This is a genomic window from Pseudomonas sp. S2_C11 (assembly GCF_054668395.1).
Genome location: NZ_CP162765.1, coordinates 3,423,026 through 3,436,849 on the forward strand (window position 1 = coordinate 3,423,026; position 13,824 = coordinate 3,436,849).

The window sequence follows — 13,824 nt, forward strand, 5'->3', positions numbered from 1 at the left end:
GCAGCTTCATAACGACATCATATTGAAATCTGCCCAAGATGCTCGGTTGGGCTGGCGAGATACACCCGAAGTGCGGGTGATCCAATCGTGTAAATACACCCAATGAGGAACTAATAATGGCTAAAGTTTTAGTGCTCTATCACTCCATGTATGGTCACATTGAGACCATGGCGAACAAGATCGCCGAAGGTGCGCGCAGCATTCCAGGGACAGACGTTGAGGTAAAGCGGGTTCCTGAAACGATGAGCCCAGAGGCCTTCGCTGCAGCAGGCGGCAAGACCAATCAGAGTGCGCCAGAGGCACAGCCATCGGAACTGGCCAATTTCGATGCAATCATCTTTGGCACTCCGACTCGCTTCGGCAACATGTCCGGACAAATGCGCAACTTCCTCGACCGAACAGGCGGCCTTTGGGCCCAGGGCGCTCTAGCTGGAAAGGTCGCTAGCGTGTTCACCTCAACCGGAACGGGCGGTGGCCAGGAAATGACTATTGCCTCCACCTGGACCACACTTGCTCATCACGGAATGATCATCGTGCCGATCGGCTATACATCCCCAGCAATGTTCGATATCTCGAAAGGAGGAGGTACGCCTTATGGCTCGTCTACCATCGCTGGTGGCGATGGTTCTCGTCAGCCAGATGACCGTGAGCTGGAAATCGCTCGCCATCAGGGCGAACACGTCGCTCGTATCGCATTGAAGCTTCAAGCCTAAACCCTGCTCATTCCTGCCAAGAGCTTCCTGATCGAAGCTCATCAGCAACGCTTCAACGAGCGCGCGATCCTTATGTGCGCCAACCAAAAGCATTCGACTAAATGGTCAACTCGATACGCGATACGGTCTGGTACACAGAGTTGTGAGGCGAGTTATGCCACCGCTGCTCGAGCACCGGACGCCTGCTGCCAATCTACACGATCCATCAGTGCTAAAACGCCGACGAATCTGAGAGTGGGATGTAGTCAGAAGAGCTCTAAATACCGTCGATCGATTTTCGTATTGACATATCGATAATTCTAGATATGATGGCGCCATGGAACTGATCGAAGTCTTCAAAGCCCTCTCCAACCCTACTCGCCTGAAGATCTTGCAAGGCTTGAAGGATCCGGTAAAGAGTTTCCCTCCGCAGGATGAGGGTGACGTCTTCACCGTAGGAGTCTGCGTCAGCAGCATTCAAGAAGGCATTGGATTGTCGCAGTCGACGGTGTCTGGCTATCTTGCAACGCTGCAACGAGTAGGCTTAGTCGAGGTCAGGCGCATCGGGCAGTGGACCTACTACAAGCGTAGTGAAGCAGCCATCAAAGCATTGGCTGAGGCAGTGAGAAAAGAGTTGTAATTTTTTAACAACATATATCGAGATATCTCGATATCCAGCTTTTACGATACAAGGATAAAATCATGAAACTCCAATTACTGTTTAGCGTGTCTTTTTCTCTGCTGGCCAGCAGTGCTTTCGCTCTGCCAGCCACCGACCAAGCTACCCCACAAGTGAAGGCAAATCACTCATTGTTCGGCCAGACAGTTGCGGCTGACGGCTCCGACCGTACCCCACAAGGCCAGATCTTGGCCGAAGGTGGTAACGATCGCCTGAAAGAAAAGGGCCTGATCACTCAACATGCCTCGGTTCGCTCCCCACAGCGCCAAACCCTGGCTGCTGACGGGTCCGATCGCACTTCACAAGGTCGGAAACTAGCTGAAGGTGGTGGTGACCGCGTGATCAAACGCAATAGCGCTTTGAGCTAGCCCCTTGATGCATACAAAAGCTCAAGGCAGTCGCATTGGACAGTGAAATCCCTGCAAGTGCTCTGCAGTCGCCATCAGGACATTGGCCTAGGCGACAGAAAAGTTGTTAATTTTTTTAACTTATAATATCGACATATCTCGATATCCGACTTTTACGATACAAGGATAAAACCATGAAACTCCAATTACTGTTTAGCGTGTCTTTTTCTCTGCTGGCCAGCAGTGCTTTCGCTCTGCCAGCCACCGACCAAGCTACCCCACAAGTGAAGGCAAATCACTCAGTGTTCGGCCAGACAGTTGCGGCTGATGGCTCCGACCGTACCCCACAAGGCCAGATCTTGGCCGAAGGTGGTAACGATCGCCTGAAAGAAAAGGGCCTGATCACTCAACATGCCTCGGATCGCTCCCCACAGCGCCAAACCCTGGCTGCTGACGGGTCCGATCGCACTTCACAAGGTCGGAAACTAGCTGAAGGTGGCGGTGACCGCACTCCACAAGGTCGGAAACTAGCGGCTGACGGTTCCGACCGAACCCCACAAGGTCGGAAACTAGCTGAAGGTGGTGGTGACCGCGTGATCAAACGCAACAGCGCTTTGAGCTAGCTCCTTGATGCATACAAAAGCTCAAGGCAGTCGCATTGGACAGTGAAATCCCTGCAAGTGCGCTGTAGTCGCCATCAGGACATTGGCCTAGGCGACAGAAAAGTTGTTAATTTTTTTAACTTTTAATATCGACATATCTCGATATCCAACTTTTACGATACAAGGATAAAATCATGAAACTCCAATTACTGTTTAGCGTGTCTTTTTCTCTGCTGGCCAGCAGTGCTTTCGCTCTGCCAGCCACCGACCAAGCTACCCCACAAGTGAAGGCAAATCACTCAGTGTTCGGCCACACATTTGCGGCTGACCGCTCCGACCGAACCCCACAAGGCCAGATCTTGGCCGAAGGTGGTAACGATCGCCTGAAAGAAAAGGGCCTGATCACTCAACACGGCTCGGATCCAGCCCTATCTTGCCAAATTCCTGGCTGCTTACGGGTTTGATCGCACTTCTCTAGGTCGGGAATTGGCTGAAGGTGGTGGCCACAACGTACACAAATGCAACAGTGTTTTGAGCTAGTTGATGGTGCCGTGGAGAAAGCTCAATACACGGATTGAGCTTTTGAAATTATTAGTTCTCGCACTTTCTCCGCGCCATTCCCAAAAATCTCTAAACAACAGCAAAGCCGATTTAATAGAGCGCATCGATGTTCTGTCGAGAATAAGAATCTACAAATAAAAGTTATTTATCAAGCTTTCTCCTGCTGTATTAACAGTAAAGCGTTTCCGACAACCAGCTTTATGGCCTAGTAGCCGGCTGCCTATAATCATAGTCATAAAATAGTCAGAACCAAGCAATGGCAGACATTAAAATCTCCATTAGCATGAAGATAGAGAAAATCAATTTCCACTCCAATTAGTATTATTACTGCAGCGGGCACTTTTACGGAGAGATCATGAATATATTCACTGAGTCCCGGGCAAATATAAAAGCGGAAAGTTTCCGCTTTCCAAGTTCCTATATATGGCTATCAATAATGGTTTTGCTTTGGGGAGCTAGTTGGCCTGTCACTAAAAATGCGCTACTGCACATTTCTCCTCTTTGGCTCGCATCGATCCGTTTTTCTAGCGCTGGACTCTGCCTGTTTTGCTACCTAGCGGTTCGGGGTCAATTGAAATAGCCAGTAGCGAAAGATCTTCCAATAATTGCAAGCGTCGGTTTATTGCAAATGATGGCTTTCACCGGTTTAGTCATGGTGGCTATGGTGCATATCGACGCTAGTCGCGCGGTACTTCTGGCCTATACAACCCCTCTGTGGTGCGTTGTGGCCGCCTTTTTAATATTTCGGGAAGCACCTTCTAAAGCGCAGGTTGTTGCATTAATTATCGGTCTCGTAGGCGTGGGGGTGTCTGTTTTCCTTTTGAACTGGATTGGGCATCTAAAGGAACAGTGGTGGGTGCAATATTTCTTTTATTAGCAGGCATAAGTTGGGCGTTTGTGATTCTTCACGTCAAGAAACATAACTGGGTGTCGTCTCCAGTAGCGCTTGCATCATGGCAGATGTTACTCGCCGCCATTCCGCTGTCATTGGCAGCGTACGTCATGGAGGGCTCGCCGACCCAGATTCCACTCAACGCGGAGAGGCTGGGGGAGATTTTCTTCATCGGCCCTGCAGCAACGTCCGTTTGTTTCGTAATCTCTGCGGAGTATGGAAGAAAAATTTCAGCGTTTGGGATGTCGAATTTTACAATGGGGGGTGCCTTTAATTGGCATCTTATTTTCCTACTGCTTCTTAGATGCACCTGTTTCAAGTGTATTTTTATTGGGACTTTTTCTCATCATGTTTGCGTTCATCCTGCCCGCCCTAGTTGTACGCCGCGGCAAATAGAGCATCGCTTCCACAGTGGTCGCAGCCTGCCGATTAAATATTTTTTGACGGAAATTTTTGAAATTACTACAGCGCTGGCATTGTTAAATTACCGCAGGATTCGTGCCTATTATAAAATAGTTAATGCTCAACCAAATGCGTATTGGAAATATTCACGAGCCTCCTAAAGCGCTGAGTCGACAGATCACGTATTTGGCATTCACTCTAGCAACGCGCGACATATCCCGTATAGCACGTCTGGTATTTCATCCGCCCCATCATCAGCATAATCGCCGGTGCGGTGAGCTACCTCTTCTTGAAAGCAGGCTTGTTGGTACTGGGGTCGACCGTGAACGCCGGAGCAAGCAAAATTGGATTTTTCGCGCTGGCATTCATATCCGGTTTCAACGTCGACAAGTTCGTGGGGAAAATCGAGGAAGTCGCGAAGGCGGTGTGAGGCATTGATAAAACACGGAGTGAACGGACTCGCGCTTGTGAGGCGGAGCTTGCCAAACTGTCAACCCCAACCTTCCCTCAAGTCCGAATTAGGTTCTTGTTAGGCAGTTCGATGCGGCAAGCTCACTGCCTACCACTTGATTTGGAGGTGGGTGTTCGTCACTGCCGCCTGTCCTGCGGTTGTGCCGCTCCGAAACTCAGGTAAGTATGGGCACCAGTATTTTCAGTTATAGGAAAATAAACCAGGCGAAGTAGCCGCCGCTGGCGAAGAACACGCTGATGAGATTGAGCCCGCGCAACACCAATTCGCTCTCTTTGCCCATCTTAGGCATTTCCGCCTCGCTCTCATTCATGACACTCAAGTGGACGTTACGCAGAGGCGCATTACGTGCGCACGTTCTAAGCCCCGGCATGAATTTTTGGAATTCATTCGGCTTGAACTCCTGTCGCCAGATCGCTGACGACGTCAGTTGGGCGTACTCATGAAGTGCATATTCGATACGTGCGGATGCGAACTCACCAAAGCCGCCATAGACCGGAATTTCACTATGCCGAGTGATGACAAGCGCAAGCTGGTATTTATAGGGCTTTGGTTCAATTCTGCCCACATCCAGGTCAAAAGGTTTAACGCTCCACCAGCGTCGCAACTCATCATCAATAAGCGCGAGCAGCAAGCGCCGCCCCACAATAACAAGGTACTCATTCTCCTCAGCAAGTGTGCGCTTAAGCAGAACCGGGTATTTCCAGTCGAACCAGATCACCGCTAACAAGTAAAAGCACCAGCCCATCAGCAACTAGCTCAAGGGTGCCACTGCCGCGCGCCTTTCAACTCGGGAGAGGCCTGAAGGAACGCGGCGACCAAGCCCCCACTGCTGCGAGCTTGATACCGGCGCCTGACTTCATCTGAGACCAGAACTACCAAATCGTCATTTGTCGAAACCGGTGATACGCCATTTCCTGGCGCGCGTTGCGTCGCTCAGCCAAGCCAGGCCTGTAGATTTCTAAACTCGGGAACTCATCGAAAAATCAGGAAATCCAGCTGAACTCAAACCGCATCGCCGAACGCTTGTTACGACGGTGCACTTTTTCCGATTCCGCTGTCCGGCGGCGCATCTCGTGGGTGAAAAAGAACGCCTTTTTAGGCTTTTCGCTTTAGTCGGATTGGTCGTTTTGACTTTCGGATTTTGTTGGTCAGTGTTCCTTTAGAAATGTATTAATGCTTCTTTTTTGCTACCTCGGCTGGCAAAGCAATCGGCTCATAGCAGGTATATTAATGCACCAAAGACTTCGGGGTAATAGACAAGGCACTCAACGTTGTGAATAGATATTGGATGTCGATCAGCTTCGATTCTTAATAACTTGAAATCCGGCTTTTTTGACAAAACAGCTAATTGCTGCCAATCAAGGCTGACAGGCAAAGGCGCTGCCAACCTTGATGAATTTGTCTGAACAAAGAATTACTACGTTAGGACCATCATACGCTCAAACACATGTATTTGATTTCTAAGTAATCCTCGATTCCGTATTTGGAGCCTTCCCGGCCTAGGCCCGACGCCTTGATACCGCCGAACGGCGCGACTTCGTTGGAGATCAGACCGGTGTTGACGCCGACCATGCCGTACTCCAGAGCTTCTGCCACTCGGAACACACGACCCAGGTCGCGAGCATAGAAGTACGAGGCCAGACCGAACTCAGTGTCGTTGGACATCGCGATTACTTCGGCTTCGTCTTTGAAACGGAACAGTGGCGCCAGCGGCCCGAAGGTCTCTTCCTTGGCCACGGCTGCGTTTTTCGGCACGTTAATCAGAATGGTCGGCTCGAAGAAGTTGCCTTCCATAGATTTACCGCCAGACAGCACGGTCGCTCCTTTGCTGACCGCATCGGCAATGTGCTCCTGAACCTTGGCCACGGCTTTTTCATCGATCAGCGGACCGGTGGTGGTGCCCTCTTCCAGACCATTGCCGATCTTGAGCTTTGACACTGCGCCTTTCAGCTTCTCGGCGAACGTGTCGTAGACCGAATCCTGAATGTAAAAACGGTTAGCGCAGACGCAGGTCTGGCCGTTGTTGCGATACTTAGAGATGATCGCTCCTTCGACGGCCTTATCCAGATCTGCGTCCTCGAACACGATGAACGGCGCGTTGCCGCCCAATTCAAGCGAGACTTTCTTGATGTCCTTGGCGCATTCCGACATGAGTTGACGACCGATTTCGGTCGAGCCGGTGAAGGACAGCTTGCGCACGATCGGGTTGCTGGTCAGCTCGCTGCCGATGTCGCCGGCGCTACCGGACACCACGTTAAACACACCGGCAGGAATGCCGGCACGCTGTGCCAGCTCAGCCAGCGCGAACGCCGAGAATGGCGTTTGCGATGCAGGCTTGAGCACCATGGTGCAACCGGCGGCCAGCGCTGGGCCGGCTTTGCGGGTGATCATTGCTGCCGGGAAGTTCCATGGTGTGATGGCAGCGGTCACGCCGATAGGTTGCTTGATCACGATCAGACGCTTATCCGGCTGGTGGCCAGGGATGACATCACCGTAAATGCGCTTGGCCTCTTCGGCGAACCATTCGATGAAGGCGCCCGCGTGGACGACTTCTCCCTTAGCTTCGGCCAGCGGCTTACCCTGCTCGAGGGTCATCAGGAGGGCGAGGTCGTCTTGGTTCTCAATCAACAGTTCAAACCAGCGATGCAGCTTGCCTGCTCGTTCTTTGGCAGTCAGTGCGCGCCAAGCCGGCAGTGCATTATTAGCGGCTTCAATCGCACGGCGGGTTTCAGCGGCGCCCATCTTCGGCACGGTACCCAGAATTTCCCCCGTTGCCGGGTTGTTGACCTCAATCGTCTGACTGTTGTCCGCATCAACCCATGTGCCATTAATCAAGGCTTGCTGGCGAAACAGTCGAGTGTCTTTGAGTTGCATTAGGAACTCCGATTTCAGTGCGAAAAGGCTGGCGGCACCGCAATGCCGCCATTAAGACAACAAGTATCGCGAGATCAGACCAGAGCACTTCTTCTCCTGAGCTCACTATTGAGAATGAAGTCATTTTCCGAATAATCCACGGGACAATCGATCACGTGCACGCCCGGCTCGCTCAAGCAATGCTGCAAAAGTGGCAGGAAGCCGTTGGCGCTTTCCACTCGATGCCCTTTGGCGCCATAGCTTTGCGCATACATAACGAAGTCCGGGTTTCCGTAGTCCAGACCAAAATCGGTGAACCCCATGTTCGACTGCTTCCAGCGAATCATGCCGTAACCGCCGTCGCGCAAGATGATAACCGTCAGATTCATCTTCAGCCGAACCGCCGTCTCTAATTCCTGACTGTTCATCATGAAACCACCGTCACCACACACTGCGACCACCGGCCGATCCGGATAAACCAGATGCGCAGCCATCGCCGACGGCAAACCCGCGCCCATGGTTGCAAGTGCATTGTCCAACAACACCGTGTTAGGTTTGTGAGCCTTGTAGTTGCGCGCAAACCAGATTTTGTAGATGCCGTTGTCCAGCGCGACGATGCCTTCCGACGGCAAGGCACTACGAACATCGGCGACGAAGCGCTGGGGGTAAATCGGAAAGCGATTGTCGTCCGCGCCCTCGATAATCTGTTCTTCATTGGCGTTTCGGATGGCCATCAGTCGACTGAAGTCCCAATGCTCCTGAATTTTCAGTGCTTCGCCGATCTGCCATACGGCATTGGCGATGTCCCCCACCACTTCGATCTGGGGGAAATACACAGGGTCGACTTCTGCCGAGCGGAAATTGATATGGATCACTTCGGTTCCGCCACGGACCATAAAAAACGGGGGCTTTTCGATGACATCGTGGCCGATGTTGACGATGAGATCGGCGGCCTCGACGGCGCGATGAACGTAGTCGCCAGAGGACAGCGCGGTATTGCCGAGAAAGCGCGAATGACGCTCATCAACCACACCTTTGCCCATTTGCGTGGTCACAAACGGGATACCGGTATCATCTATCAGTTTCTTGAGGACCTTAGCCGTCATCTTGCGATTAGCACCGGCGCCAATCACAAGGATCGGACTTCGCGCGTCCTGGAGTTTTTGCACGGCCGCGTCTATCGCCTTGTGCTCTGCCAAGGGACGACGATGAAGACTTGGTGCGACTGGCAAACTGTCAGTCTGTTCGGCAGCGATGTCTTCAGGTAGCTCCAGATGCACAGCGCCGGGCTTTTCCTCTTCAGCTAGGCGAAAGGCTTCACGGACCCGCCAAGGAATGCTGTCTGCGGACGCCAACTGGTGGGAGTACTTGGTTAGCGGTTGCATCATGCCGACAACATCGAGAATCTGGAACCGACCCTGTTTGGACTTCTTAATCGGTTTCTGACCAGTAATCATCAGCATCGGCATGCCGCCCAGATATGCGTACGCACCCGCAGTTACCAGATTAGTTGCGCCAGGCCCCAAGGTAGCCAGGCTGACGCCGGTTCTGCCGGTCAGTCGGCCATAGGTGGCAGCCATGAAACCTGCAGACTGTTCATGGCGAGTCAACACTAGCTTGATACTGGACCGGCGTAACGACTCCAACAGGTCCAAGTTTTCTTCACCAGGAATACCGAAAACATATTCCACACGCTCATTTTCTAGACATTTCACGACGACATCTGCGGCCTTGGCCATTTCTCCACCTCAATATCGGTAAGCGCTTACGCGCAAAAAAACATAAGCGGCAGCGATCGTTCACATCGTTGGCGCTAGGATAGCGTGCGCCTGACTGCTGTAATTTCTACTAAGCGCCTATGAACTCTTCAGTTCTGGTACATTCGACGTTGGCAACCTGTAAGGCACGACCGCTTGACGTAGCGAAAACTTGTCGCACAGAGGTAAATTCGCTCGCTATAACTCAATAACAGAATTGTCTTCAGAGAAAAGTGTATGAGGTTATCGAGCGTCCGCAGTCGCATCGAAAGCTCGGTCACCAACTTAAGGTCATCCGCGAATTTGCACATATACGAGTCGCGCTTGTTTCAACGCTCGAGTGAAAAATAAGTAATAGACTACGTCATTGCCGAACGCTGTTCAGCGTTAAACAAAAATCAACCGTTTCGCAGGTTGAATCGGTGGCGGCAATGTTTCGAAGATCATCACTCAAGTCTTGCTTAACTCGGCCTATATCCCTCACCTCAGTTAAAGGTAAAAATCTCGATTACTACAAATTAGCGATATTTATCCCGATTATTGCTGATGACAAACCATCGGTTAAAAGCGAACCCTAGCAGGGCATTACCAAGCTGCGATCGTGCTCGGAGCTTCATATTCTCCATTAAAAAAATTCGCTCCTTCAATATGATAGACCTGCGGCTCTTCGGAAAAATATTCCTCTAAGCCCATCATGAATTCCTGATGGTCGTCGCTCGCTTCGAAGCCCGGTGTGTGATCCTCGAGCGATTGCCAGCGCACGATCAGGTTGAATTGTTCCGGGGTTTCGATCCCTTGGGCCAGCATATGCCCGCAATAACCTTTTGCGCGGGTGAGCAAAGGCACGACCTTGGCAAATGCTTGTCTGAACGCTTCAGTGCGATCTTTGTGAACGGGTAGCAGAGCGATTTCATAAATCATGGCATTCCTCCAAAAAACTCAGTGGGTTTAAAGTGCACATTCACGGGATGAGCGATGGCTCGACCGCAATCACGATTTTGCCCTGAAGGCCGTTGTTGGGGCTTTCCAGCCGTGCATGGGCGAGCCCAATGTCGGCCAACGAATAGACCGCGCCAACGTGCGGGCGCAGTTGACCGCGCTCTACCAATGCACTTAGCTCATCCAGTTTGCCGCGGTTTTGGCGGGTGAAAACGAAGTGATAACTGGCGTTCTTGCCCCAGGCCTGCACGAGGTTTTGTGGCTTTGCAATGTCCACAATCGAGACCACACGGCCCAGTTGGGCGAGCACGTCGGGACTGCGTGTCAGGGTGTCGCCACCGATAGTGTCGAACACCACATCCACGCCGTGGCCGCTGGTTTCCCGCATGATGGCGTCAACGTAATCTTCTTTTTCGTAGTCGATGAGTACATCGGCCCCCATGTCTCGTGCGAACTCAAAGTTTGCTTCGCGCACGGTCGTGAACACCCGGGCGCCAATGGCTTTGGCCACCTGGATCGCCACGTGACCGACGCCGCCAGCGCCACCATGTACAAGAATACTTTCTCCCACTCTGAGGGCCGCACGCACGGTCAATGCTTCCCACACTGTCCCGCCCACCAAGGTCAGACTTGCCGCCTCAAGGTGGCTCAGCGATGGTGGCTTCTTCCCGATAATGCTTTCGTCCGCGACGTGGTATTCGGCGTAACTGCCTGGACCGTCGAAGATTTGCGGGGTGTACCAGACTTCGTCACCGGGTGCGAAGCTCTTCACACCCGATCCGACTTCTTCGACAACGCCCGATACGTCGTGCCCGGTAATGGCCGGCAGTGGCACGTAGTCGACGTAATCGCCGCGTCGGACCTGATAATCCAAAGGATTGATGGAGGTGGCGTGAACCCGCACCAAGACTTGTCCTGCACCCGGTACTGGCTTGGGCACGTCGCTCAACTCGAACGATTCCGGGCCGCCAAATGATTCAAGTACCATCGCTTTCATCGTAGATCCTCCTATCATTTAAAATGAATGTCGAGGTACTGCACAAGACGCTCACCCTCGACAAGTAAGCTAATTACTGATACGCCCGATACTGTCGCAAAACGCCGCCGTTTATAATTGGATGACTGTCTGAGGATGGGATGATCTTGTGATATGCGGGTTTTTGGATGATTACTGGTACTCGTAATGATTATGCATAGGAGCGCCTGTCTGCGACTGCGAAAATATTTGGAATTTCCACCTCCCCCAAATCCCTTGACATGGAGTTCATTAAGCCCACTGAGCTTTGACCAGCCGCGCTATTGTGATAGCCGACACAGTCTTAGCTGTTGTGAATCTCCTATGGCAAGCTTCGCTCTTACGGACTGTTCGCATAATGCGCAATGCCCCTATTCTGCTCGCTCACCGTTGACTTTGAATGTCGATCTCGCATCGGGTAGGAAGCAGCAAGGGTTTGCCAATCTGCTCGATACCCCTTCCGTGATGGAGTGCGTCAAAAGAATCGTCGGATACACCGTTCAGACAACGCTTTATATTCAGCACCATTTGGTCTCTGTACACGAGGTTCGAATGCATTAAAAATCTTCATCCTTGATGCCATAAAGCGGATCTGCGCCTCCCCGAAAACTGGCGCTCAAACCCCAAACACGAGGCACTAACCTACGGAAGAAAAATTCTGCGGTCGCCATCTTGGCACTATAAAATGCGGGTTCATCAGACTCGTGCCTGGCCGCAATGGTCGCCATCTTCGACCACATCCACCCATAGATCACGTAGCCAACCAGGTGCAAAAACTCCACCGAGCATGCACCTACCTCCCGTGGATCCCGTGTACCGCGCTCAACGACCCACTCCAAGTCAGCCTTGAGCAGCAGCGTCACTTCTCGAAGTGCACCAGCATGCGCAACGCCCGGAACGTCCGCTTCCCGAAGGATTTCGTCGATTAACCCTAATAAAACCTTGCCGCCATCGCCGACAACTTTACGGCCGACGAGGTCTAGAGCTTGAATGCCATTGGTGCCTTCGTATATCTGGGCAATACGTACATCACGGACCAACTGCTCCTGCCCCCATTCCCGCACGTAACCGTGACCGCCAAGCACCTGTTGCCCAAGTACCGTGCTGTCGAAGCCCATGTCGGTGAAAAACGCCTTGGCGATTGGCGTTAACAACGCCACTTTCTGCTCAGCATGAAGCTGCTGCGCCGGCTCGGCAGTATGTTTGGCGATATCCATCTGCTGCCCAATGTAAGTCGCCAGTGCTCGGCCGCCTTCCGTCAGTGCACGCATGGAAAGCAGCATCCGGCGCACATCGGGATGGGTAATTATGGAAGCGCTCGTTTGCCTACTATCAGACCGACCTTGCTTACGTTCACGCGCATAAGCGACCGCTGTCTGATAGGAGGTCTCAGCACACCCTAATCCCTGAATGCCGATCGATAGCCGTTCATAATTCATCATGGTAAACATGGCGCTGAGGCCTTGGTGCAAATTGCCAATCAACCACCCTGTCGCACTATCAAAATTCAGCACGCACGTGGCAGACGCATTGATGCCCATCTTGTGTTCAATGGAGCCGCAGCTCACCGCATTGCGCTCCCCAAGTGTCCCGTCATCTTTGAGCAAAATCTTTGGAACCAAAAAAAGTGACAGCCCTTTAGCTCCATCAGGCGCGTCCGGGGTTTTGGCGAGTACTAGATGGATAATATTCTCGGTTAGGTCATGCTCGCCGCCCGTGATGAATATCTTGCTGCCGCTGAGGGCATAGCTGCCATCAGAATTCCGTAGCGCGCGCGTTCTAATCAAGCCAAGATCACTGCCTGCGTTCGACTCTGTCAGGCACATGGTGCCTGACCATCGCCCGTCATACATTGCCGGCAGATACCGCTGTTTCAATGTCTGATCACCATGTGCATCGAGTGCTAGGCAAGCACCGCTGCTAAGCGCCGAATACAATGCAAAACTACAGTTGGCGGCGTACAGCATTTCATCAAGATGGACTGTCAGCATTTTCGGCATCCCTTGCCCGCCGAAATTGGGGTTACCGGCGATACCGACCCAGCCACCTTCGACATAGGTCTTATAGGCCTGCTTGAAACCATTCGGGGTTGTTACCTGCCCATCTCGCCAACTAACACCCTCTTCGTCACCACTGTGATTGAGTGGAGCTACTACTTGCGAACTCAGACGAGCCGCTTCCTCCAACACCGCTGAGGCAATCTCAGCATCCATTGTATCTGCAAAAAATGGCAGTTCCGACCAAGTGCGCGAAGCAGCGAACACGTCATGCAACAGAAAACGAATATCACGTAACGGGGCTCGGTACTGCGTCATAGCATTTTCTCCGACTAACTGAATGCAAGGAGGTGGCTGGAATGCACACTCTGGCAACGGTATGAGCCACGTAGCGATGCCACGACTGACGCCACGGGCATCAGCCAACACACCACGAGGAAGTTGGGTCAGTTTTGCTGCCAAGCAGCCCGGTTTGGGCTACCCATAAAAGCAACCGTGCGGTACTTAATTCGATGCGTGTGTGCAGTACGGTTAACCTATCTTCGTTTTACACTGTTTCATCGCATACGCTGCATTGAAGCAAGGCAACTGGTGAACAGCGTTTATGTAAACAACC

At 52.1% G+C, this 13,824-nt stretch carries 11 protein-coding genes and 2 pseudogenes; 7 read left to right on the forward strand and 6 right to left on the reverse strand.

The genetic code is table 11. The features are described 5' to 3' along the window. Positions 1–116 precede the first annotated feature (116 nt). The 7 genes and pseudogenes from wrbA to AB4N48_RS15435 all read left to right on the forward strand — a co-directional run bounded on the left by wrbA (position 117) and on the right by AB4N48_RS15435 (position 4,336). Complete coding sequence (gene wrbA / locus AB4N48_RS15405) at positions 117–713, forward strand: NAD(P)H:quinone oxidoreductase (RefSeq protein WP_122750980.1); 597 nt, start codon at positions 117–119, stop codon at positions 711–713. Between the two features lie 316 nt (positions 714–1,029). Further along, complete coding sequence (locus AB4N48_RS15410; protein WP_122750979.1) at positions 1,030–1,332, forward strand: ArsR/SmtB family transcription factor; 303 nt, start codon at positions 1,030–1,032, stop codon at positions 1,330–1,332. Between the two features lie 62 nt (positions 1,333–1,394). Further along, the gene (locus tag AB4N48_RS15415; protein WP_122750978.1) at positions 1,395–1,739 is read left to right on the forward strand and encodes a hypothetical protein; all 345 of its coding nucleotides are present in this window, start codon (positions 1,395–1,397) and stop codon (positions 1,737–1,739) included. A 173-nt stretch (positions 1,740–1,912) separates the two neighbouring features. Beyond that, on the forward strand, positions 1,913–2,341 hold the full coding sequence (locus AB4N48_RS15420; protein ID WP_122612482.1) for a hypothetical protein: 429 nt from the start codon (positions 1,913–1,915) through the stop codon (positions 2,339–2,341). Positions 2,342–2,514: 173 nt separating this feature from the next. After that, positions 2,515–2,821 (forward strand): annotated as a pseudogene (locus tag AB4N48_RS15425) (hypothetical protein); the annotation flags it as partial. Positions 2,822–3,317: 496 nt separating this feature from the next. Beyond that, a pseudogene (locus AB4N48_RS15430) lies at positions 3,318–3,758 on the forward strand (DMT family transporter). Then, positions 3,734–4,336 carry a hypothetical protein gene (locus AB4N48_RS15435; protein ID WP_460093879.1) on the forward strand — a complete coding sequence of 201 codons (603 nt, stop codon included), beginning with the start codon at positions 3,734–3,736 and terminating at the stop codon, positions 4,334–4,336. Before AB4N48_RS15430 ends, AB4N48_RS15435 begins: the two are co-directional and overlap by 25 nt. 495 nt (positions 4,337–4,831) lie before the next feature. On the opposite strand, the gene AB4N48_RS15440 is transcribed toward AB4N48_RS15435, so the two are convergent. The 6 genes from AB4N48_RS15440 to AB4N48_RS15465 form a co-directional block, all read right to left on the reverse strand. Then, positions 4,832–5,374 (reverse strand): hypothetical protein, encoded by a 543-nt coding sequence (locus AB4N48_RS15440; RefSeq protein WP_162999847.1) that lies wholly within the window; start codon positions 5,372–5,374, stop codon positions 4,832–4,834. Positions 5,375–6,078: 704 nt separating this feature from the next. Continuing rightward, positions 6,079–7,521 carry an NADP-dependent succinate-semialdehyde dehydrogenase gene (gene gabD, locus AB4N48_RS15445; RefSeq protein ID WP_122612484.1) on the reverse strand — a complete coding sequence of 481 codons (1,443 nt, stop codon included), beginning with the start codon at positions 7,519–7,521 and terminating at the stop codon, positions 6,079–6,081. Positions 7,522–7,595: 74 nt separating this feature from the next. Further along, positions 7,596–9,239 (reverse strand): acetolactate synthase large subunit, encoded by a 1,644-nt coding sequence (locus AB4N48_RS15450; RefSeq protein ID WP_122612485.1) that lies wholly within the window; start codon positions 9,237–9,239, stop codon positions 7,596–7,598. Positions 9,240–9,842: 603 nt separating this feature from the next. Then, entirely contained in the window at positions 9,843–10,178 is a 336-nt protein-coding gene (locus AB4N48_RS15455) for an antibiotic biosynthesis monooxygenase family protein (protein WP_122750976.1), read from the reverse strand. Positions 10,179–10,218: 40 nt separating this feature from the next. Further along, entirely contained in the window at positions 10,219–11,193 is a 975-nt protein-coding gene (locus AB4N48_RS15460; protein WP_305382523.1) for a zinc-dependent alcohol dehydrogenase family protein, read from the reverse strand. Positions 11,194–11,768: 575 nt separating this feature from the next. Then, positions 11,769–13,526 (reverse strand): acyl-CoA dehydrogenase C-terminal domain-containing protein, encoded by a 1,758-nt coding sequence (locus AB4N48_RS15465; RefSeq protein WP_122610597.1) that lies wholly within the window; start codon positions 13,524–13,526, stop codon positions 11,769–11,771. Positions 13,527–13,824: the final 298 nt, after the last annotated feature.